Source organism: Achromobacter xylosoxidans, assembly GCF_002192695.1.
In the GTDB taxonomy this organism is placed as follows: domain Bacteria; phylum Pseudomonadota; class Gammaproteobacteria; order Burkholderiales; family Burkholderiaceae_B; genus Achromobacter; species Achromobacter xylosoxidans_C.
Window position 1 is genome coordinate 34,580 of sequence record NZ_MTLG01000053.1, and the last position, 19,534, is coordinate 54,113.

General features: G+C 65.9%; 15 protein-coding genes. 8 read left to right on the plus strand and 7 right to left on the minus strand.

The genetic code is table 11. The annotated features are described in order from the left end of the window. The first annotated feature begins 2 nt into the window (after window positions 1-2). The 3 genes from nuoN to BRO63_RS06660 all read left to right on the plus strand — a co-directional run bounded on the left by nuoN (window position 3) and on the right by BRO63_RS06660 (window position 4,442). Entirely contained in the window at window positions 3-1,487 is a 1,485-nt protein-coding gene (gene nuoN, locus BRO63_RS06650; protein WP_088138987.1) for an NADH-quinone oxidoreductase subunit NuoN, read from the plus strand. Window positions 1,488-1,502: 15 nt separating this feature from the next. Beyond that, window positions 1,503-1,832 (plus strand): DUF2818 family protein, encoded by a 330-nt coding sequence (locus tag BRO63_RS06655; RefSeq protein ID WP_088138988.1) that lies wholly within the window; start codon window positions 1,503-1,505, stop codon window positions 1,830-1,832. Between the two features lie 333 nt (window positions 1,833-2,165). Then, window positions 2,166-4,442, plus strand: a complete 2,277-nt coding sequence (locus BRO63_RS06660) for a TonB-dependent receptor (RefSeq protein ID WP_088138989.1) — start codon at window positions 2,166-2,168, stop codon at window positions 4,440-4,442. A gap of 85 nt (window positions 4,443-4,527) precedes the next feature. On the opposite strand, the gene serB is transcribed toward BRO63_RS06660, so the two are convergent. Both serB and mfd read right to left on the minus strand, forming a co-directional pair. Continuing rightward, window positions 4,528-5,385: a phosphoserine phosphatase SerB gene (gene serB, locus BRO63_RS06665; protein ID WP_088139188.1), complete on the minus strand. Its 858-nt coding sequence runs from the start codon at window positions 5,383-5,385 to the stop codon at window positions 4,528-4,530. Between the two features lie 23 nt (window positions 5,386-5,408). After that, complete coding sequence (gene mfd, locus BRO63_RS06670; protein ID WP_373557766.1) at window positions 5,409-8,891, minus strand: transcription-repair coupling factor; 3,483 nt, start codon at window positions 8,889-8,891, stop codon at window positions 5,409-5,411. Window positions 8,892-8,920: 29 nt separating this feature from the next. Between mfd and ispD the strand changes: the two genes are divergently transcribed. From ispD to BRO63_RS06685, 3 genes are all read left to right on the plus strand, one after another. Further along, window positions 8,921-9,604, plus strand: coding sequence for a 2-C-methyl-D-erythritol 4-phosphate cytidylyltransferase (gene ispD / locus BRO63_RS06675; RefSeq protein WP_059374938.1), 684 nt, complete (start codon window positions 8,921-8,923; stop codon window positions 9,602-9,604). Continuing rightward, the gene (gene ispF / locus BRO63_RS06680; RefSeq protein ID WP_088138991.1) at window positions 9,601-10,092 is read left to right on the plus strand and encodes a 2-C-methyl-D-erythritol 2,4-cyclodiphosphate synthase; all 492 of its coding nucleotides are present in this window, start codon (window positions 9,601-9,603) and stop codon (window positions 10,090-10,092) included. Before ispD ends, ispF begins: the two co-directional genes overlap by 4 nt. Before the next feature lie 145 nt (window positions 10,093-10,237). Continuing rightward, entirely contained in the window at window positions 10,238-12,325 is a 2,088-nt protein-coding gene (locus BRO63_RS06685; protein ID WP_088138992.1) for a DUF4344 domain-containing metallopeptidase, read from the plus strand. A gap of 75 nt (window positions 12,326-12,400) precedes the next feature. Here the strand turns inward: BRO63_RS06685 and BRO63_RS06690 are convergent, their stop codons facing one another. The 4 genes from BRO63_RS06690 to risA all read right to left on the minus strand — a co-directional run bounded on the left by BRO63_RS06690 (window position 12,401) and on the right by risA (window position 15,761). After that, on the minus strand, window positions 12,401-12,919 hold the full coding sequence (locus BRO63_RS06690; RefSeq protein ID WP_042796792.1) for a carboxymuconolactone decarboxylase family protein: 519 nt from the start codon (window positions 12,917-12,919) through the stop codon (window positions 12,401-12,403). A 74-nt stretch (window positions 12,920-12,993) separates the two neighbouring features. Further along, the gene (locus BRO63_RS06695; RefSeq protein ID WP_006389231.1) at window positions 12,994-13,542 is read right to left on the minus strand and encodes a peroxiredoxin; all 549 of its coding nucleotides are present in this window, start codon (window positions 13,540-13,542) and stop codon (window positions 12,994-12,996) included. Between the two features lie 55 nt (window positions 13,543-13,597). Further along, the gene (gene risS, locus BRO63_RS06700) at window positions 13,598-14,992 is read right to left on the minus strand and encodes a sensor histidine kinase RisS (protein WP_059374934.1); all 1,395 of its coding nucleotides are present in this window, start codon (window positions 14,990-14,992) and stop codon (window positions 13,598-13,600) included. Between the two features lie 34 nt (window positions 14,993-15,026). Then, window positions 15,027-15,761, minus strand: a complete 735-nt coding sequence (gene risA, locus BRO63_RS06705; protein WP_013392162.1) for a response regulator transcription factor RisA — start codon at window positions 15,759-15,761, stop codon at window positions 15,027-15,029. 142 nt (window positions 15,762-15,903) lie between these two features. Between risA and tsaB the strand changes: the two genes are divergently transcribed. Further along, window positions 15,904-17,151, plus strand: coding sequence for a tRNA (adenosine(37)-N6)-threonylcarbamoyltransferase complex dimerization subunit type 1 TsaB (gene tsaB / locus BRO63_RS06710; RefSeq protein WP_088138993.1), 1,248 nt, complete (start codon window positions 15,904-15,906; stop codon window positions 17,149-17,151). Beyond that, the gene (locus tag BRO63_RS06715; RefSeq protein ID WP_088138994.1) at window positions 17,148-18,131 is read left to right on the plus strand and encodes a uracil-DNA glycosylase; all 984 of its coding nucleotides are present in this window, start codon (window positions 17,148-17,150) and stop codon (window positions 18,129-18,131) included. Before tsaB ends, BRO63_RS06715 begins: the two co-directional genes overlap by 4 nt. A gap of 79 nt (window positions 18,132-18,210) precedes the next feature. Here the strand turns inward: BRO63_RS06715 and lplT are convergent, their stop codons facing one another. Beyond that, window positions 18,211-19,524: a lysophospholipid transporter LplT gene (gene lplT, locus BRO63_RS06720; RefSeq protein ID WP_088138995.1), complete on the minus strand. Its 1,314-nt coding sequence runs from the start codon at window positions 19,522-19,524 to the stop codon at window positions 18,211-18,213. Between the last annotated feature and the right edge of the window lie 10 nt (window positions 19,525-19,534).

The window sequence follows — 19,534 nt, forward strand, 5'->3', positions numbered from 1 at the left end:
CAATGATGCAATCCCAAATCGATTTCGCCCTGGCGACACCGGAAATCCTTCTGCTGGTTTTCGGCCTGGCTATCCTGCTCGTCGACGCGGTCAGCAATCACCCCGAGCGCAAGCCGACGTTTCTGCTGTCCATGCTTGCATTGGGCGTGCTGACCGTGGTGTCGGCCCTGCAATGGAAGAACGGCGTCGCCGGATCGACCTTCAACGGCCTGTACGTCACGGACGAACTGTCGCACCTGCTCAAGATCGCGTCCTACATCGCCGTGGGCGCGACCCTGGTCTACGGCCGCGTCTACGCGCAAGTGCGCGACATGATGCGCGGCGGTGAACTCTACGTCCTGACGCTGTTCGCCCTGCTGGGCCAGATGGTCATGATCTCCTCCGGGAACCTGATCTCCATCTACCTGGGCCTGGAACTGATGTCGCTGGCGCTGTACGCGCTGATCGCGCTGCGTCGCGACAACGTCGTGGCCACCGAAGCCGCCATGAAGTACTTCGTGCTGGGCGCGCTGGCCTCGGGCTTCCTGCTGTACGGCATGTCCATGATCTACGGCGCCACCGGCCATCTGGATCTGGCGGAAGTGTCCAAGGTCATCGCCGCGGGCAAGGCCGAGAAGCTGGCCCTGGTGTTCGGCATCGTGTTCCTGGTGTCCGGCCTGGCGTTCAAGCTTGGCGCCGTGCCGTTCCACATGTGGGTTCCCGACGTCTATCAGGGTTCGCCCACCGCCGTCACCCTGATCCTGGGCGGCGCGCCCAAGCTGGCCGCCTTTGCGATCACGCTGCGCCTGCTGGTCGACGGCCTGCATGGCCTGGCTGCCGATTGGCAACCGATGCTGATGATCCTGGCGGTGCTGTCGCTGGCCATCGGCAACCTGACCGCCATCGCGCAGTCCAACTTCAAGCGCATGCTGGCTTATTCGACCATCTCGCACATGGGCTTCGTGCTGCTGGGCCTGATGTCGGGTTCGGTTGCGGGCAAGCCGGAACTGTCGTCGGCCGCCTACGGCGCCTCGCTGTTCTACATGCTGACCTACGTGCTGACCACGCTGGCCAGCTTCGGCATCGTGCTGCTGCTGTCGCGCCAAGGCTTCGAGTGCGAGCACATCGACGACCTGAAGGGCCTGAACCGCCGCAGCCCGTGGCATGCCGCCATCGTGCTGCTGCTGATGTTCTCGCTGGCCGGCATCCCGCCGCTGGTGGGCTTCTACGCCAAGCTGGCCGTGCTGCAGGCGTTGATCAGCGCCGGCCACGTGACCCTGGCCGTGATCGCGGTGCTGTTCTCGCTGATCGGCGCGTTCTACTACCTGCGCGTGGTCAAGGTCGTGTACTTCGACGAGCCGGCCGCCGATGCCGTCCCGATGGTCGCCACCTGCGGCCAGCGCGGCGTGCTGTCCGTCAACGGCGCGCTGATCCTGATCCTGGGTATCCTGCCCGGCGGCCTGATGGCCCTGTGCGTGCAGGCCATCCGCAGCTCGCTCAGCCTGTAAGCGGAAAACGGGGCCATGAACCAGACTCTGGCGGTATGGCTGCTAATCGCGCTGGCCCTGGTCAGCGCGAATCTCCCGTTCCTGACGGAACGGGTGTTCGCCGTCATGCCCTGGAAGCAGGGCGGGGTGGCGGCAGTCAAGCCGTTCTGGATGCGGCTGATCGAAGTGCTGGTGTTCTACGGCATCGTCGGCGCGCTCGGTTTCGCGTTCGAATCCACGCTGGGCAATCGCTTTTCCCAGACCTGGGAGTTCTACGCGATCACCCTCAGCCTGTTTCTGGTGCTGGCTTATCCGGGGTTCGTGTACCGTTATCTGTTCAAGCGGCACCCGCGCCTGCGCGCCTGAAGGCAGCCAGGTTCATGCATGAAAAACGCCCCGCGGGGCGTTTTTTTTTGCGCAATGAGGGAATGTCCTCTCTCATGCGCTTGGACTTCCCAGGCGGCCTTCCTGGCGTCTCCAGGGGCATTCCGCAGCGAGGGGGGCGGTGGGTGCGTGAGGCTGAAACCACTTGCCGCGCCCGGCGGAAATTCGGTGTTGACCCTATAAGTATTGAGTGTTGTTTTTTTCCCCATTATGTGAGCGAAAAGCCATTTTTCAGGTTCCGTTCAGCCCCCGAGTTCACAATCGCAACCGGTAGAAAAACAAGAATCGTTGCTATTCACATTCGGAGAAGCTGGTTTGAAGCCCCAAGATACGTATTCGCTGAATACGCTCACTACCTCCCTGGCCGCCGCGATCGCGGCCCCCGCGCTGTTCATCAGCCCGTACGCCGCCGCCCAATCCGCGGATTCGGGCGTGACGCAACTTGCGCCCGTGCGCGTGGAGGGTGAGGGGTCGTCGTACCAGACCTCCACGGCGCAGTCGCCCAAGTTCACGGCGCCCCTGCTGGACACCCCGCGCACGGTGCAGGTCGTGCCGAAGCAGGTGATCCAGGACCAGGCCGCGTCCACGCTTCAGGATGTCCTGCGCAACTCGCCCGGCATCACGTTCGGCGCGGGCGAAGGCGGCCGCCCGGGCGGTGACCTGCCCATCATTCGCGGCCAAAACTCCGCCGGCAGCATTTTCCTGGACGGCATCCGCGACTCCAGCACGCAGGTGCGCGACACCTTCAACCTGGAACAGGTTGAAGTCATCAAGGGTCCCGACTCGGTCTATTCGGGCCGCGGCGGCGCGGGCGGCAGCATCAACATGGTCAGCAAGACGCCCAAGGCCACCGACTTCACCGAAGCCACGGCGCAGATCGGCACGGACAGCAACTACCGCGCGACGATCGACAGCAACTGGCGCCTGGCCGACAAGGCCGCGTTCCGCCTGAACGTCATGGGCAACAAGGGCGACGCGCCCGGCCGCGACGACGCGGTGGACTTCGAGCGCTGGGGCGTCGCGCCCTCGCTGACCTTGGGCGTGGGCACGCCGACCCGCATCACGCTGAGCTACTACCACTACCAAGACGACAGCATGCCGGATTACTCCATCCCGTATGACCCGAAGACGGGTCAGCCGGTGACGGAGACCATGGGCGTGAGCCGCAAGAGCTTCTATGGCTTGAAGGGCCGCGATTTCATGAAGACCCGCGACGACGTTGCGACGGTGGACTTCCAGCACGACTTCTCGGACAAGCTGCAGCTGCGCAACGTGACGCGCTACGGCCGCGGCACCACCGACTTTGCTGCGACCAACCCCGACGACAGCAAGGGCAACATTCCGAATGGCCTGGTGTACCGGGCGCTCAAGTCGGGCTATTACGTCACCAAGAGCTTCGCCAACCAGACCAACCTGACGGGCGAGTTCGATACCGGCAGCCTGAAGCACTCGTTCGACCTGGGCTTCGAGTACAGCAACATCAAGCAGGACAAGGATAGCTATACCGAGTCGGGCGTTCCCGCGGGAACCAGCGGCTGCGTGACCGGCACCGCCAACGGCAAGAACACCTACGCCAATCCGGCGCTGTGCGCTTCGCTGTGGGATCCGGACCCGGGCACCTACTATCCTGGCCATCTGCAGCGCAACAACAATCCGGCGCGCTACAACACGGATACGGTCGCGCTCTACGGCTTCGACACGATCAAGTTCAACGAGCAATGGCAAGCCAGCCTGGGTCTGCGTTGGGATAATTACCGCACCAGCGGCAGCAATATCGCCAAGGGGCGCAACGACCCGGCCAGCACGCCGGCGTTCTATAGCACCAGCCGCGAGGACAACCTCTTCAACTATCAGGTTGGCCTGGCCTACAAGCCGGCGCCCAACGGCACCATCTACGCCACCTACGGCACCTCGTCCACGCCGTCGGCCATCGCCTCCAGCGCGATCAGTGATGCCGTGTCGGTCTCGAACCAGTCGCTGGAACCCGAGAAGAGCCGTACGGTGGAAGTGGGCACGAAGTGGCAGGTGTTCGATGATCGCCTGACGTTGTCAGCGGCGGCCTTCCAGGACATCCGCAAGAACACCAGCGTGGCCGTTTCGGCCACCGAGACGGCGCAGGTCGGCGAAGCCAAGGTACGCGGCATCGAACTGGGCTTCTCGGGCAGCATCACGCCCAAGTGGAACGTGTTCGGCGGCTACACCTTCATGGACAGCGAAATGACCAAGGGCGCCTACAACAGCGGCGCCGTGGGCCAGGACCTGCCCAACACCCCGCGCAATGCCTTCAGCCTGTGGACCACCTACAAGGTGCTGCCCAAGTTGACGGTTGGCGGCGGCGCCTACTACGTGGACAAGGTGTACGGCAATTCGGACGCGACCAAGAACGCCGACGGCACGCCCAAGGCGCGCTGGGTGCCTTCCTACTGGCGCTTCGACGCCATGGCCGCCTACGAATTCAACGAGCACATGTCGGCGCAGTTGAACGTGCTGAACATCTTCGACGAAACGTACTACACCAAGGCCTATGCGGCGCACTATGCGGCGCTGGGTACTGGCCGGGCGGCGCTGCTCTCGCTGCGCGTGCGGTACTGATCAGTCGTAGCAATGAAGAAAGCCACCGCAAGGTGGCTTTTTTTCGTGCCCGCAGCCGGGCGTTGATGCGAGCGATGCGGCTTGATCAGCTTTCGAACCAGTTCAACACCCCGTCCAATCCCGACACGTTGAGCGCATAGCGCGTCTGCTGGCGCACCAGCGGCTTGGCGTGATAGGCGACCGGGAAGCCGGCGATGCCCAGCATCTTCAGGTCGTTGGCGCCGTCGCCCATGGCGATGATCTGCTCCTGGGAGGCGCCATGCTGGCGGGCGAATTCGCGCAGGTGGGCTTCCTTGGCGTCGGCGTCGAGGATGTCGCCCAGGACCTTGCCGGTGAGCACGCCGTTGGCGATTTCCAGGGTGTTGGCGTGCGCGCTGTCCAGGTTCAGGCGCTGACGCAGGCGTTCAGTGAAGAAGGTGAAGCCGCCGGAGACCAGCAGCACCTTGATGCCGGCGGCCTGGGCCGTGGAGATCAGGCGCTCGGCGCCGGGATTCAGGCGCAGCTTGTCCGCGTAGACCTGTTCCAGCGCGTCGGCGGGCACGCCTTCGAGCAGCGCGACGCGGCGGCGCAGGCTTTCGGAGAAGTCCTTGATTTCGCCGCGCATGGCGGCCTCGGTGATTTCGGAGACCTTATCCTTCAGGCCCGCCACGCCTGCGATCTCGTCGATGCATTCGATATTGATCAGCGTGGAATCCATGTCCATCGCCAGCACCTTGCACCCCGACAGCTTCAGTCCGGCGGGCAGGAAGGCGGTGTCGATGCCGTGGCGCTCGGCCCAGCCCACGACTTCGGCGCGGGTGGCGGCGTCGTGCTGCACGTCGAGCAGGCGGGCGGCGGTGGCGCTGATGCGCGCCACGCCCTGCGCCTGGGCCAGGGCAGCCAGCTGTTCCGCTTGCTCCACGGTCAGGCCGGGGGATTGGACGACAAGGTGATGAGTAGTCATGGAAATCTGCATGGTTTGGACGATTACTTCAGGGCGCGCAGCACGGCGCGCACGGCGTCGGCGCGGGCCGGGACCTGCGCGGCCTTGATCTCTACCCGCAATTTATCCTGTCCCGCCAGTTTGATGTGGCGCTGGCGCTGTACGAGCTCGATGATCTTGCCGGGATCGACCGAGGTCTTGGGACCGAATTGCAGCAGCGCCTGGGTCTCGCTGGCGTCGATCTTGACGATGCCCAGGGGCTGGGCGGCCAGGCGCAGGCGATGCGTGGCGAGCAGCGTCTGCGCGGCCTCGGGCAGCTTGCCGAAGCGGTCGATCAGTTCTTCCTGGATGTGGATCAGGTCGTCTTCGTCCGCGGCGTGCGCCAGGCGCTTGTAGATGCCCAGGCGGGCGTGGACGTCGGCGCAATAGTCGGACGGCAGCAGCGCAGGCGCATGCAGGTTGACTTCGCAGGCCAGGTTGAAGGGCGCGTCCAGGTCGGGCTCTTCGCCGGCGCGCAGCGCGCGCACGGCTTCGTTGAGCATCTCGTTGTACATCGAGAAGCCCACTTCCTGGATGTTGCCGGACTGCGAGTCGCCCAGCACTTCGCCGGTGCCGCGGATTTCCAGGTCGTGCATGGCCAGGTAGAAGCCGGAGCCCAGCTCTTCCATGGCCTGGATGGCTTCCAGGCGCTTCTTGGCGTTGTTGGTGATGGCGTCTTCGCCAGGCGTCAGCAGGTAGGCGTAGGCCTGGTGGTGCGAGCGCCCGACCCGGCCGCGCAGCTGGTGCAGCTGGGCCAGGCCGAAGCGGTCGGCCCGGTGGATCACGATGGTGTTGGCGCTGGGCACGTCGATGCCGGTTTCGATGATGGTGGTGCACAACAGCACGTTGTAGCGCTGCTGGTAGAAGCCCTTCATGACCTGTTCCAGCTCGCGCTCGGGCATCTGGCCGTGGGCCACGGCGATGCGGGCCTCGGGCACCAGCTCTTCCAGGCGGGCGCGGCGGTTGTGGATGGTCTCGACCTCGTTGTGCAGGAAGTAGCACTGGCCGCCGCGCTTGAGTTCGCGCAAGAGCGCTTCGCGCAGGGTGCTGCCGTCCTCGCGCCGCACGAAGGTCTTGATCGCCAGGCGCTTTTGCGGCGCGGTGGCGATGACGGAGAAGTCGCGTATGCCTTCCAGCGACATGCCCAGCGTGCGCGGGATGGGCGTGGCGGTCAGCGTCAGCACGTCGACCTCGGCGCGCAGCGCCTTCAGCGTTTCTTTCTGGCGCACGCCGAAGCGGTGTTCCTCGTCGATGATGACCAGTCCCAGCCGCTTGAATTGCACGTCCTTGGACAGGATCTTGTGGGTGCCGATGACGATGTCCACGCGGCCATCGTTGATGCCTTCGATGGCGGCGGAAACCTCCTTGGCCGAGCGGAAGCGCGACAGCTCCACCACCTTGACGGGCCAGTCGGCGAAGCGGTCGGAGAAGGTCTGCGCGTGCTGTTCGGCCAATAGCGTGGTGGGGCAGAGCAGGGCGACCTGCTTGCCGTTGGCCACGGCGAGGAAGGCGGCGCGCAGCGCGACCTCGGTCTTGCCGAAACCCACGTCGCCGCAGACCAGGCGGTCCATGGGCCGGCCCGAGGTCATGTCGGCGATGACGGCCTCGATGGCGGCGGCCTGGTCGACCGTTTCCTCGAAGCCGAAGCCTTCGGCGAAGGCCTGGTAGTCGTTGAGCGGCAGATTGAAGGCGAAGCCCTCGCGCGCGGCGCGCTGGGCATACAGGGCCAGCAGCTCGGCGGCGGTGTCGCGGACCTGGCGGGCGGCCTTGCGGCGCGCCTTGTCCCACTGGCCGGAGCCCAGCTGGTGCAGGGGCGCGGCCTCCGGATCGGCGCCGCTGTAGCGGGCGATCACGTGCAACTGCGACACCGGCACGTAAAGCGTGCTGCCGTTGGCGTATTCGAGATGGAGAAATTCCATCCCGCCTTCGCCCATGTCCATGTTGACCAGGCCGTGATAGCGGCCGATGCCGTGCTGCGCGTGCACGACGGGGTCGCCGGCACGCAGCTCGGACAGGTCGCGCACCATGGCTTCGACGTTGCTGGCGCGTTCCTGGTCGCGCTTGCCGCGGCGGCCAGTGGTGGCCAGGCCGGGGTACAGGTCGTTTTCGGTGAGGAAGGCCAGGTTGGCCTGGGGCAACCCGAATCCGGTGGAAAGCGGCGCCGCGACAATGCCGAAATGCGCGTCCGAGGCCAGGAAGGCTTCGATGCTGTCCGGCTGCGCGTCTGGCGTGGCGCCGAATTCATTCAGCATCTGTACCAGGGTCTCGCGCCGGCCGGCGGAGTCGGCGCACAGCAGCACGCGCGTCTGGCCGGATTGCACCAGCGCGCGCAGCTTGGCGATGGGATCTTCAGAACGCCGCGCCACGCTCACGTCGGGAGCGGCGCGGAAGTCCGGGTGCGGCTGGCCGGCGGTGAGCGACAGCCGGCGGAAGTCCTTCAGCCGGGCGTAGAGCGTCTCGTTGTCCAGGAACAGTTCGGACGGCGGCAGCACCGGCCGTTCGCGGTCGCTCTTCAGGAAGCCGTAGCGGCTGGAGGTGTCCTGATTGAAGCGCTGGATGGCGTCGTCGATGTCGCCCACGGTGATGGTGACCGTGCCTTGCGTCAGGTAGTCGAACAGCGTCGCCGTTTCCTCGAAGAAGAGCGGCAGGTAGTACTCGACGCCGGCAAACGGAATGCCGTTGCCGATGTCCTTGTAGGGCAGCGCGCGGGAAGGGTCGCCTTCGAAGACTTCCCGGAAGCGCGCCCGGAAGCGATTGCGCGCGTCTTCGTCCATCGGGAATTCGCGGCCGGGCAGCAGCTGCACTTCGCGCACCGGGTACAGGCTGCGCTGCGTGTCCACGTCGAAGCTGCGGATGGTCTCGATTTCGTCGTCGAACAGGTCCAGCCGGTAGGGCACCACCGAGCCCATGGGGAACAGGTCGATCAGGCCGCCGCGCAGGCAGAACTCGCCCGGCGCCGTCACCTGGGTGACGTGGTTGTAGTTGGCCAGGGTCAGTTGCGCGCGCAGCGCGGCTTCGTTGAGCTTGTCCTTCTGCTTGAAGGAAAAGGTGTAGGCCGCCAGGAACGAAGGCGGCGCCAGCCGGTACAGCGCGGTGGTGACCGGCACCGTCAGCACGTCCACCGACTTGGTCATCAGCGCATGCAGCGTGTGCAGGCGTTCTGAAATCAGGTCCTGGTGCGGCGAGAAGGCGTCGTAGGGCAGCGTTTCCCAGTCGGGCAGCTGGCGCACCCGCAGGCCCGGGGCGAACAGCTGGATTTCTTCGGCCAGGCGCTGGGCCTCGACCGGCTCGGCGGTCAGGATGACCAGCGGCGCCGCGGCCTGTCGCGCCAGATCCGCCAGCAGCCAGGCGTCGCCGGACCCCGGCGGACGCGGCTGGGCATAGCGCGCGCCGGCCTTCAGCGCGGACAGGGTGGGGGCCGTGGCGGGGACGGGAGGCGCGAAGATGGCGGGGGCGGAGGGGGCTGGCATCAGACTGGGAGCAGGCATCAAGCGGAAGATTATAAAATCACCGCACCATGTCTGCCTCCCTCATTGCAATCGTGCCCGCTGCGGGCGTCGGCGCCCGCGCCAGCCGGCCCGGGCATGAAACCGTGCCCAAGCAGTACCGTCCGCTGTCCGGACAGCCCATGCTGCGCCACGCGGTATGCGCGCTGCTGGCCGACGAACGCATTTCGCAGGTGCGCGTGGCCGTGACCCCCGGCGACGGTTGGGTGGATGCGGCGCTGGCCGGCCTGCCGCGCACCGTGTGGCGCGCCTGCGGCGGCGCGACACGTGCGGATACCGTGGCCGGCGCGCTGGCCGACAGCGGCGTGGCCGACGACACCTGGGTGCTGGTGCACGACGCCGCGCGCCCCGGCCTGCCGGCGGCCGCGTTGGGCCGGCTGATCGACGCCTGCCTGGCGGATCCCGTGGGCGGCCTGTTGGCGCTGCCCGTGGCGGACACCGTCAAGGGCGGCCATGAGCGCGTGGAGCGCACGCTGGACCGCAACGGCCTGTGGCTGGCGCAGACCCCGCAGATGTTCCGGGCCGGCGTGCTGCGCGACGCGCTGACGGCGGCCTCCGTGAGCGGCGCGGCCGTCACCGACGAGGCTTCGGCCATCGAGGCCGCCGGCTATGCGCCGCTGCTGGTGCCCGGCGCCATGCGCAATTTCAAGGTGACATGGCCGGATGATTTTGAACTGATGGAAAAATGGCTATGAGTATTCCTTTCCGCGTCGGCCAGGGTTTCGACGTGCATGCGCTGGTCGAGGGCCGTCCGCTGATCATCGGCGGCGTCACGATCCCTCACACGCATGGCCTGCTGGGGCATTCGGACGCGGACGTGCTGCTGCACGCGATTACCGACGCGCTGCTGGGCGCCGCCGGCCTGGGCGACATCGGCCGGCACTTTCCGGATACCGACCCGGCCTTCAAGGGCGCCGACAGCCGCGTGCTGCTGCGCGAGGCGATGGCGCGGGTGCGTGCCGCAGGCTGGACGCCGGTGAACATCGACGCCACGCTGCACGCGCAGGCGCCCAAGATCGGCCCGCACGCGCCGGCCATGGTGAAGAACATCGCCGCCGACACCGGTCTGGCCGAGACCGAGGTCAACATCAAGGCCAAGACCAACGAGGGCCTGGGCTACCTGGGCCGCAAGGAAGGCATTGCGGCGACGGTGGTGGTCTTGCTGGCGCGCGCGGCTTCCTAGCTCGCGCGAAGGCTCCGCGGCACCACGGCCGAATGCGCTTTTCCGCTGTTCATTTAGTTTGGATACATCTTTAACAAATGAATAAGCGGGTCGAATTGATCTGGCATATTCTGCGCTACTTCAATTCGACTACTGAGACATTCGGATGCATTTACGTGGCATCGCCCTGGCTTCCATCTTCAGCGCGGCAAGCCTGCCCGCGCATGCGCAGTACGAGCAGCAACTGGGCCCGCTGGCCGGCGCGGTCAAGCAGCAGATGCTGGAGGGCTGGACCGCTGGCGTGCAGGATGGATGGTTCACCCTGCACAACGCGAACAAGGCCGACAGCGAACAGACCCTGTACATGAATGTCGGGCCGGCGCCGGAATCGGGCCGGGTGACCGACGTCAATGTGGTCGTCAAGTCTCCGAATCCGAAAGCGTCCATCGGCGTGGCGCTGAGCAACCGCGCCAACAAGAGCCTGTGCCTGCTCGAACTCACGGCCGACAAGAACACGCTGCTGTTCTGTCTGCAGGGGAAGGATCGCCGCGACATCGCTGCGCTGCCCAACATCGCGAAGCTGGACGGTACCGACCGCATCAGAGTGGTAGAACTGCCCGGCGCGGCCCGTTTCATCGTCAACGGCCAGCAGATCGGCGATGTCAGTAATGAGCCCGCCACGGGCGCCGAGCTGGGCATCATGGCCTACGACGTAGGCACCTTCGGCGTTGCCGACTTCAAGATCACGATGACCGGCGGCCAATCCGGCGCGGCGCCGGCGGCCGGCACCTTGCCCGCGCGCGGCGGCAACGCAGGCGGGGGCACGGCGCAAAAGCCCCAGGCGCCGGCTCCGGCCGCTGGGCAGGGCGGCGGCGACTACAACCCGGCCCTGCCGGGGGAGGGCCCCTATCCGCGCTTTGGCGGCGACACCATGCGCATCGTGTCGGTGTACATCGGCATCATGCGCAGCATCTTCATGCACGAGTTCGGGCACGCCCTGATCGGCGAGCTGGAACTGCCCTCGACGGGGGCGGAAGAGGACGCGGTCGACATCTACTCGGCGCTGCAGATCGTCGAGCCGACCATGTATCCGTCGGACAACAAGGAAGTGAACACCATGGCGCAGGACGCGGCGAAGTACGCGGCCTTGCAGTGGTACTACAGCGGCAAGGTGGCCGAGCGCAGGGGCGCCGACGCCTCCTCGGCCTGGCAAGACGAGCACACAGGCGACCTGAAGCGCTTTCGCAACATGCTCTGCATCATGTATGGCGGCAACCCCGCCGTGTTCGAGTCCATTGCCAAGCACGTCGGGCTGGAGGACCGGACCCGGGCGCGTTGCGCGGATGAATTCAACAAGCAGAACCGCGCCTGGAACAAGATCCTGGCGCCTCACACGCGCGTGGGCACTTGGACGCCCGAAGGTCAGCAGCCGGCGAATGCGCCCGGCGCGCCGGTGAAGGTGGTGTTCCAGCCGTCCAAGCGCAAGATCGGCAACTTGTTTGCGAACAATCTGTCCGAAGCGATCTCGAACAACATCAAGCTGCTGGGCGAACGCTATGTGCTGCCGCGTCCGGTCAACGTGGTGTTCAAGGACTGCGGCCAGCTCAACGCCTGGTACAGCCCGCGCGAAGGCTCGATCACCATGTGCTATGAGCTGATCGAAAACATCGCGGTGATGATTTCCGACATCGAGATGGGCACCGTGGGCGGCGAGGTCGCGGCCCAGGGCGGCGGCGCCCCAGGCTCGGCCGCGCCGCGGCAGGAGCCGGCGCAGCCGGGGCAAGGCCTGCCTGCCAGCGCCATCGACGAGCTGAAGGACTTTGGCGTGCCGGCCACGACCATGCTGTTCACCGCGCCGTACAAGGGACCGACGCCCAACAAGATCTACCGCGCCCAGGTGATCACGACCGCCGATCTGGTCGGGATGATCAAGAAAGACAAGAATCTCCTGATCATCGACACCAGCGGGCTGCGCGACACGGTGCCCATCGGCTATCCGCTGGCAGATGCGGGTTCGGACGGCAGCGTCACGGATCACCTGCAACAAGGCTTCGACGCCTGGCTGTTGAAGAACAACGGCGGCGATCGCAAGGCGCCGGTCGTGATCCTGGGCGCAGGCATGAACGACCGTACTGCCTACAACGCGGCGCTGCGCGCCGGTACGCTGGGCTGGACCGTGTACTGGTACCGCGGCGGCGTCGAGGCCTGGGTCGCGAACGGCCTGCCCACCACGTCGAGCATGCCGAAGAAATAAGCGATCGGCGGCCCTGCATGAAAAAACCCGTCTGCGGCATGCACCGCAGACGGGTTTTTTATTGCGCGGGGCGGTTTACTTGCCTTGGGCAGCCAGCGCCAGGGCGGCGGCGTTGACCACGGCGGCGATGCGGCCCGCGTCGCGCAGCTGTTCGGTCGACAGGCCGTCGTTCTTCAGGTTCTCGTAGTGCGAAGCCACGCAGAAATGGCACTTGCCGATGATGGAGGCGACCAGCGCGAACAGCTCGAAGCGCTTCTTTTCCACGCCGCCGTGGGTGGCGTAGGCGTTCATGCGCAACTGGGCCGGCAGGCTCTTCAGTTGGGCGTCGCCGGTCATTTCGACGTAGGGATACCAGGTGTTGTTCATGCCCATGAGGGCCGAGGCCGTCAGCGCGGCATTGGCGTCGCCTTCGGACAGGCCGCTCTTGAAGGCTTCGACCAGCACCGGGCTGCGCGCGGCATAGGCGGCGGACAGGGCGGCGCCGACGGCATCTTCGGGAGCCAGGGTCGAGCGGGCGATCACGGCGTCCAGATTCAGGCGGATATCCTTGGCCCAATCCGGCAGTTGTTCCTTAATGGTCGTAAGAAATTCCATAGCTTTTACCTATAATCTAGAGCAGTTAAAGCCCAGCGCAGGACCCGCAAGCGGGTCCCGGGCCGGGCTGGAAATTACAGCGTGGCGCCGCCAACCGTACGGTTGCACGGGCACAGCTCGTCGGTTTGCAGGCCGTCGAGCAGACGCAGAACTTCTTCCGGGTTACGGCCGACGTTCAGGTTGTTCACCGAAACGTGCTGGATCGTGTTGTCCGGATCAACGATGAAGGTGGCGCGCAGGGCAACGCCAGCACCCTTTTCACGCACGCCCAGCTGGTCGATCAGGGCGCCGGTGGTGTCGCCGAATTGGTAGTGACCCAGCTTGTTCAGGTCCGGGTGCTCACGGCGCCAGGCCAGCTTGACGAATTCGTTGTCGCTCGAACCGCCCAGCAGGACGGCGTCGCGGTCTTCGAAATCCTTGGCCAGCTTGTTGAAGCCGACGATTTCGGTCGGGCAAACAAACGTGAAGTCTTTCGGGTAGAAGTAGATGACCTTCCACTTGCCGGGGAACGAGCTTTCGGTGATGTCTTCAAACGCCGACACGCCGTTTTCTTCGTGCTGGTTGAAGCCGGGCTTGACGCCGGTGACCTTGAAGGGCTCGAGTTTGTCGCCAACAGTTTTCATGTTTACTCCCAGTTGTTGGTGGAATTAAGGCTGCGCCTCAAACCTTAATTCTACGCTATGGATTTTCGTTGTCTAATTGATAATTCCTAAACTTCGCTTTGGGCAACTCTATCCTTGCGGTCAGGCCGCCGCCCTCGCGAGGCAGCATGCGCAACGAGCCGCCGACGTGCTTGAGCAGGCGTTCGACGATGGCCAGGCCCAGCCCCGCGCCGCTGACGCCGGTGCGCGCCGCCTCGCCGCGCGAGAACGGCCGCAGCAGGCGGTCTACGTCTTCGGGGGCGATGCCGGGACCGCGGTCGGACACCTCGATCACGATCATGGAGCCTTCAGCTTGCAGTGTCATGACGAGATGCGCCATGCCGTCGGCGGAACGGCCGTAGCGGCGGGCGTTCTCGATCAGGTTGCTGACGATGCGCTTGAGGTCCAGCGCCGTGATGCGGGCGCGCAGGCCCGGTTCCAGCGTGGCGTCCAGCTCCCCGCCCAGGGACGCGGTATGGCTGCGTTCGCGTTCGTAGAGTTCGGCCAGCACGGCGGAAATGTCCGTGGCCAATTGCGGCAGCGTGCCGGCGGGGCGCGCGTACTCCATCAATTGGCCGATGCTGTGGTCGATCTGGCCCAGGTCTTCGTCGATGGCCTGGCGGGCGTCCTCGGAGACCCCGCTCAACTCGATCTCCAGCCGCATGCGCGCCAGCGGCGTGCGCAGGTCGTGCGAGATCCCCGCCAGCATCAGCTCGCGGTCGGCCTCCGCCTGCCTGAGATCCTTGGCCATGCGGTTGAACGAGGCGTTCAGGTCGCGGATCTCCAGCGGCCCCTGTTCGGGCAGGGCCGCAGGGGTTTCGCCCCGCGACAGCACCTGGGCGGCCCGGGCCAGCCGCGATAGCGGCCGGTTGACGAAGCCCACGCTGACCGCGGCGCCCACCAGGGACAGCAGCAGCGCCGTGGCACCCCAGCCCAGCCATTCGATCCCACCCGTCAGGCCGATCTGCTCGCGCTCGAACACCAGCCAGTACAGGTCTTTTTCGATCTGGAAGCTGACCCAGAAGCCGGGCACCTGGTTCACGCCCCAGGCAATCTGCGTTTCCGGGCCGAAGCGCGTGCGGATGTGCTGGGCAACGCGTTGCCAGTAGTCGTCGTCGGGGAGGGCTTCGGCGAAGTCGGTGACCTCGCGCGGATAGACCTGGATGCCTTCGTTGGTGGCCAGGTCCAGCAGCAGCTTGCTGCGTTCGTCGTTATGCGAATAGATCAGCGCGGTGCGCGTGATATTGACGGCCGTGATCACCCGCTGCGCCATCTGGTTGGCGCGCGGTCCCAGCTCCATGCTGAAAAATACTTGTAGCCACGCGCCCAGGGAGACGAGCATCAGCGCGGCGAGCAACAGGAACGTGCGGCCGAACAAGCCGAGCCGCAAACGTGATGTCAGGTTCCTGAAGGTTCTGCGCAAGCGGGGCACGAGGCTGCGCTCCTGCCCGGGGCGGGCGAGCCGGTCAGCTACCACCGTCCGGCACAAACACGTATCCGAGACCCCAGACGGTCTGGATGAATACGGGCTTGGACGGATTCGGTTCGATCAGCTTGCGCAGGCGCGAGATCTGCACGTCCAGGCTGCGATCGAAGGCTTCGTATTCGCGGCCGCGCGCCAGTTCCATGAGCTTGTCGCGCGACAGCGGGATCTTGGGGTGGCGGGCGAACACCTTCAGCACCGAGAATTCGCCGGTGGTGATGGGCACCTGTTCGCCGTTGCGCGTGAGCGTGCGGGTGGACAGGTTCAGCGTGTAGGGGCCGAAGGCGATGGATTCGTTTTCCTGGCTGGGGGCGCCGGGATGTTCCTCGGTGCCGCGGCGGCGCAGGATCGCGTTGATCCGCGCCAGCAGTTCCCGGGGATTGAACGGCTTGGACAGGTAGTCGTCCGCGCCCATTTCCAGGCCGACGATGCGGTCGATTTCTTCCGCCTTGGCCGTCAGCATGATGATGGGGGTGTTGTCGTGACCACCGCGCAGCCGGCGACAGATGGACAGGCCATCTTCGCCAGGCAGCATCAGATCCAGCACGAGCAGGTCGAAATGCTCGCGTTGCCAGAGTTTGCCCATCTCTTTGGCGTCTTCGGCAACGAAAACGTTGAATCCCTGTTCGGATAAATACCGACGCAGCAAATCGCGCAAGCGCGGATCATCGTCGACGACGAGGATTTTTCGGGTGGGGGTGGTGTTTTGCGTATTCATGGCCGGAAATGTAACAGTGGCAAGAACCAGCGGCTAGTGGGCGTTCACAAGATATTACACATTGCGATCCATGGTTGAAATCCCCCCGGCATCCCCCTGATAACCGGGGGCGGAGCCGGAGTATTTCGTACAATCTGCACCTATGGAACTAAACCTGCTGGCTTTGGAAACCTCTTCGTCCCGTTGCGGCGTGGCCCTGTTGCGGGCGGTCGATGGCCGCCTGGAGGTCAGCGTCAGGGAACATGAAGGCTCCCAGGAGCACGCGGAACGGCTCTTGCCCATGGCCAACGAGCTGCTGGCGGCGTCCGGACTGGCGCCAGCCGCCTTGCACGCGGTGGCTTTTGGCCAGGGTCCGGGCGGATTCACCGGCCTGCGGGTGGCCTGCGGAGTGGCCCAAGGCATGGGCCTGGGCCTGGGCATCCCGGTACTTCCCATTGTCTCTCATCAGGCGGTCGCCGCACAGGTGGAAGCCACGCCGGCCGACGCGATCGTGGTCGCGCTGGATGCACGCATGAGCGAGGTCTATCTGGCCGTCTATCGCCAGGCATCCGTTTCGGATGGCGAAATCACCTGGGAGGTCCTGCAGGCGCCGCTGCTGATCGCGGCGGCCGAGGTCGTGCCCTGGACCGCCCACCACCTGCCGGCCTGGTCGGCGCGGGCGGGCCGGCCGCTGGCGCCGGTGTTGGCCGGCGATGCCTGGGTTGCCTACGCGTCCGATATGCAATTCCCCGGAGAATGGCGCCGCGCCGACGCGCAGCGGCCGGAAGCGGCCAGCGTCGCCCGTTTGGGGCGGCAGGGCTGGATGCGGGGCGAGGCCGTGGCGCCTGAGCTGGCCGCGCCGCTCTATGTGCGCGACAAGGTGGCATTCACCACCGCCGAGCGCATGCGGGGCGAGGGCGGCAATCCGAAAGCCCAGTCGCTGGTCGTTTCGGCTCCCCAGCCCATGACCGACGCCGATCTGGACGAGGTCGTGGCGCTGGAGGCCCATGTGCAGGCCTTTCCCTGGACGCGCGGCAATTTCGTGGACGCCCTGGCTGCGGGCTACGGCGCCTGGGTGCTGCGGCGCGAAGGCAAGCTGGCGGGGTTCTGCGTGCTCATGTTCGCGCCCGATGTGGCGCACCTGCTGGTGATCGCGGTGGCCAAGCCGCTGCACCGCCAAGGCCTGGGCGGCGTGCTGCTCGACTGGTGTGAGCAGCAGGCGCGCGAACGCGGCGTGGAGGGCGTGCTGCTGGAGGTGCGCCCGTCCAACGAGTCGGCCATCGGTTTCTACAAGCGGCACGGCTATCTGCAGATCGGCGTGCGCCGGGGCTATTACCCGGCGGAGAAGGGCGGCAGGGAAGATGCCCTGGTCATGCAGAAGCGCTTCGCGGCGGATGGAGCGGCGGCATGAGCCAGCCCAACGTAGCACCGCCGCCGGTCGCGCCCCGCGTCAATCCGCTGCAGCGCATCTGGCTGCGCGAACTCGGCATGGAGCGGCTGTGGCTGCGCCCGGCTCCTGCGCCCAGCAGGCCCGCAGTCGAGGCGCAAGTCATTGTTTCGAAGGCGGTTTTGCCGGCTTCGGTACAGGCGCCCGTGGTCGAGGCGCCGCCCGCGCCGCCGTCGGTCGAGGTCGCTGCGCCGGTTGCCGCGCAACCTGCAAGCGAGACGTCGAGCCCCGTAGCGGTGAAGCCCGCCGAGCCCGTTTCCGGCCGTCCCGGCATCCCGGCTTCGATCCTGAACCGCAGCGGCCCGCCGCCGCGTCCGGTCCCCAAGGCGGAGGCCGAGGCTGCGCCACCGCCGCCGGTGCCGGTGGCCGAAGCGATCCGCAATTCGACGCTGGAAGAAATGCACGACCAGGTCGTGGCCTGCGCTGCCTGCGGCCTGTGCAAGGGCCGCCGCAATGCGGTCTTCGGCCATGGCGGCCAGCCCACGCGCTGGCTGGTGGTGGGCGAGGCGCCGGGCGAGCAAGAGGACCGGCAAGGGCAGCCCTTCGTGGGCCGCTCCGGGCAGTTGCTGGACGCCATGCTGTCGTCGGTGTCCATGAGCCGCGAGCGCGACGTGTTCATTACCAACGTCATCAAGTGCCGCCCGCCTGGCAACCGCAATCCCAAGCCCGAGGAAATCGCGGCTTGCAGTCCCTACCTGATGCGCCAGATCGCGCTGCTCAAGCCTGAACGGATCCTGGTGCTGGGCCGTTTCGCCGCCCAGACGCTGCTGGGCACGGACGCGACGATAGGCAGCCTGCGCGGCCGCATCCACCCGTTGAAGACGGACGAAGGGCGGGAGATCCCGGTGGTCGTCAGCTACCACCCCGCCTACCTGCTGCGCAGCCCCAGCGAGAAGGCGCGCGCCTGGCAGGACCTGCGGCTGGCGGTGGCGCAGCTGGCCTGAGGCCCGGCTGGGCAAGTCTAGTGGCAAAGAAAAACCGGGCATGAGCCCGGTTTTTTTCATTGCAGTGGAATCGCCACGCCTAATGCGTGGAGTCCAGCGCGCGTCCATGGCCTTCCTGGCCGATCTGGTCGTGCAGTTCGGGGTTGGCCTGCAGATTGCGCTTGCTCCAGCGCATGAAGACCACCATCAGCACGGCGACCACGGTGCCGAAGATCACGATGATGATGTTGATGGGTAGCTGCAGCCACAGCAGCAGCGTGTACATGGCCACCATCAGCAGAATGTTGAGCTGTTCGTTGAAGTTCTGCACGGCGATGGAATGGCCGGCCGACAGCAGCACGTGGCCGCGGTGTTGCAGCAAGGCATTCATCGGCACCACGAAGAAGCCGGCCAGGCCGCCCGTGATCAGCAGCAGCAGGTAGACGCTCCAGGGCGAGTAGACCAGCGGCATCAGCAGCACGACCAGGCCCATGGCGGCGCCGACCGGCAGCACGGCCAGGGCGCGGCGCAGCGGAATGCGGCCCGCCAGGATGGAGCCGACCACCGTGCCCAGCGCGGCCACGCCCATCAGCATCGAGGCCTTGTCCAGCTGGTATCCCAGGTGGCTGCGGCCCCATTCAATGACGATCAGTTGCAGCGTGGCGCCGGCGCCCCAGAACAGGGTGGTGACGGCCAGCGAGATCTGGCCCAGCTTGTCTTTCCACAGCACACAGACATAGCCCCAGAACGTGCGGATCAGCCGCACCGGGTTCTTTTGCTGCGGCGGGTAGCGCACGTGGGTGTGCGGAATCAGCAGGTTGCACAGTGCTGCGAGCAGGTACACGAAGGCGATGACCAGGATCGCGGCTTCGGCCGGGGTGTGGACCAGCTTGCCGATGAACGAGTGGCTGAGCAGGGCGTTGGAAACGGAGGACGTAATCAGCAGGCCGCCCAGCACGGTGCCCAGGATGATGGAGAAGACGGTCAGGCCCTCGATCCAGCTATTGCCCTTGACCAGCATGGACGGGGGCAGCATTTCCGTGACGATGCCGTATTTGGCGGGGGAGTAGGCCGCCGCGCCGATGCCGACGATGGCGTAGGCCGCGCAAACCAGGTAGGTCTGGTACTCGGGGGCGACGCCGATGCTGGCATACGAGAACATCAGCATGCAGCCGGTCACCTTCAGCGCGTTGGTGGAGAACATCACGCGGCCCTTGGGGAAGGAGTCCGCCAGCGCGCCGACAAAGGCGGCCAGGACGACATAAGCCAGCGCGAACGACCACTTCATCATGGGCGCCATCCAGTCCGGCCCATGCAGTTCCTGTATCAAGGCGATGGCTGCGATGAACAGCGCGTTGTCCGCCAATGACGAGAAGGCCTGCGCGGCCATGACCAGATAGAAACCACGTTTCAAGAATGTCCCC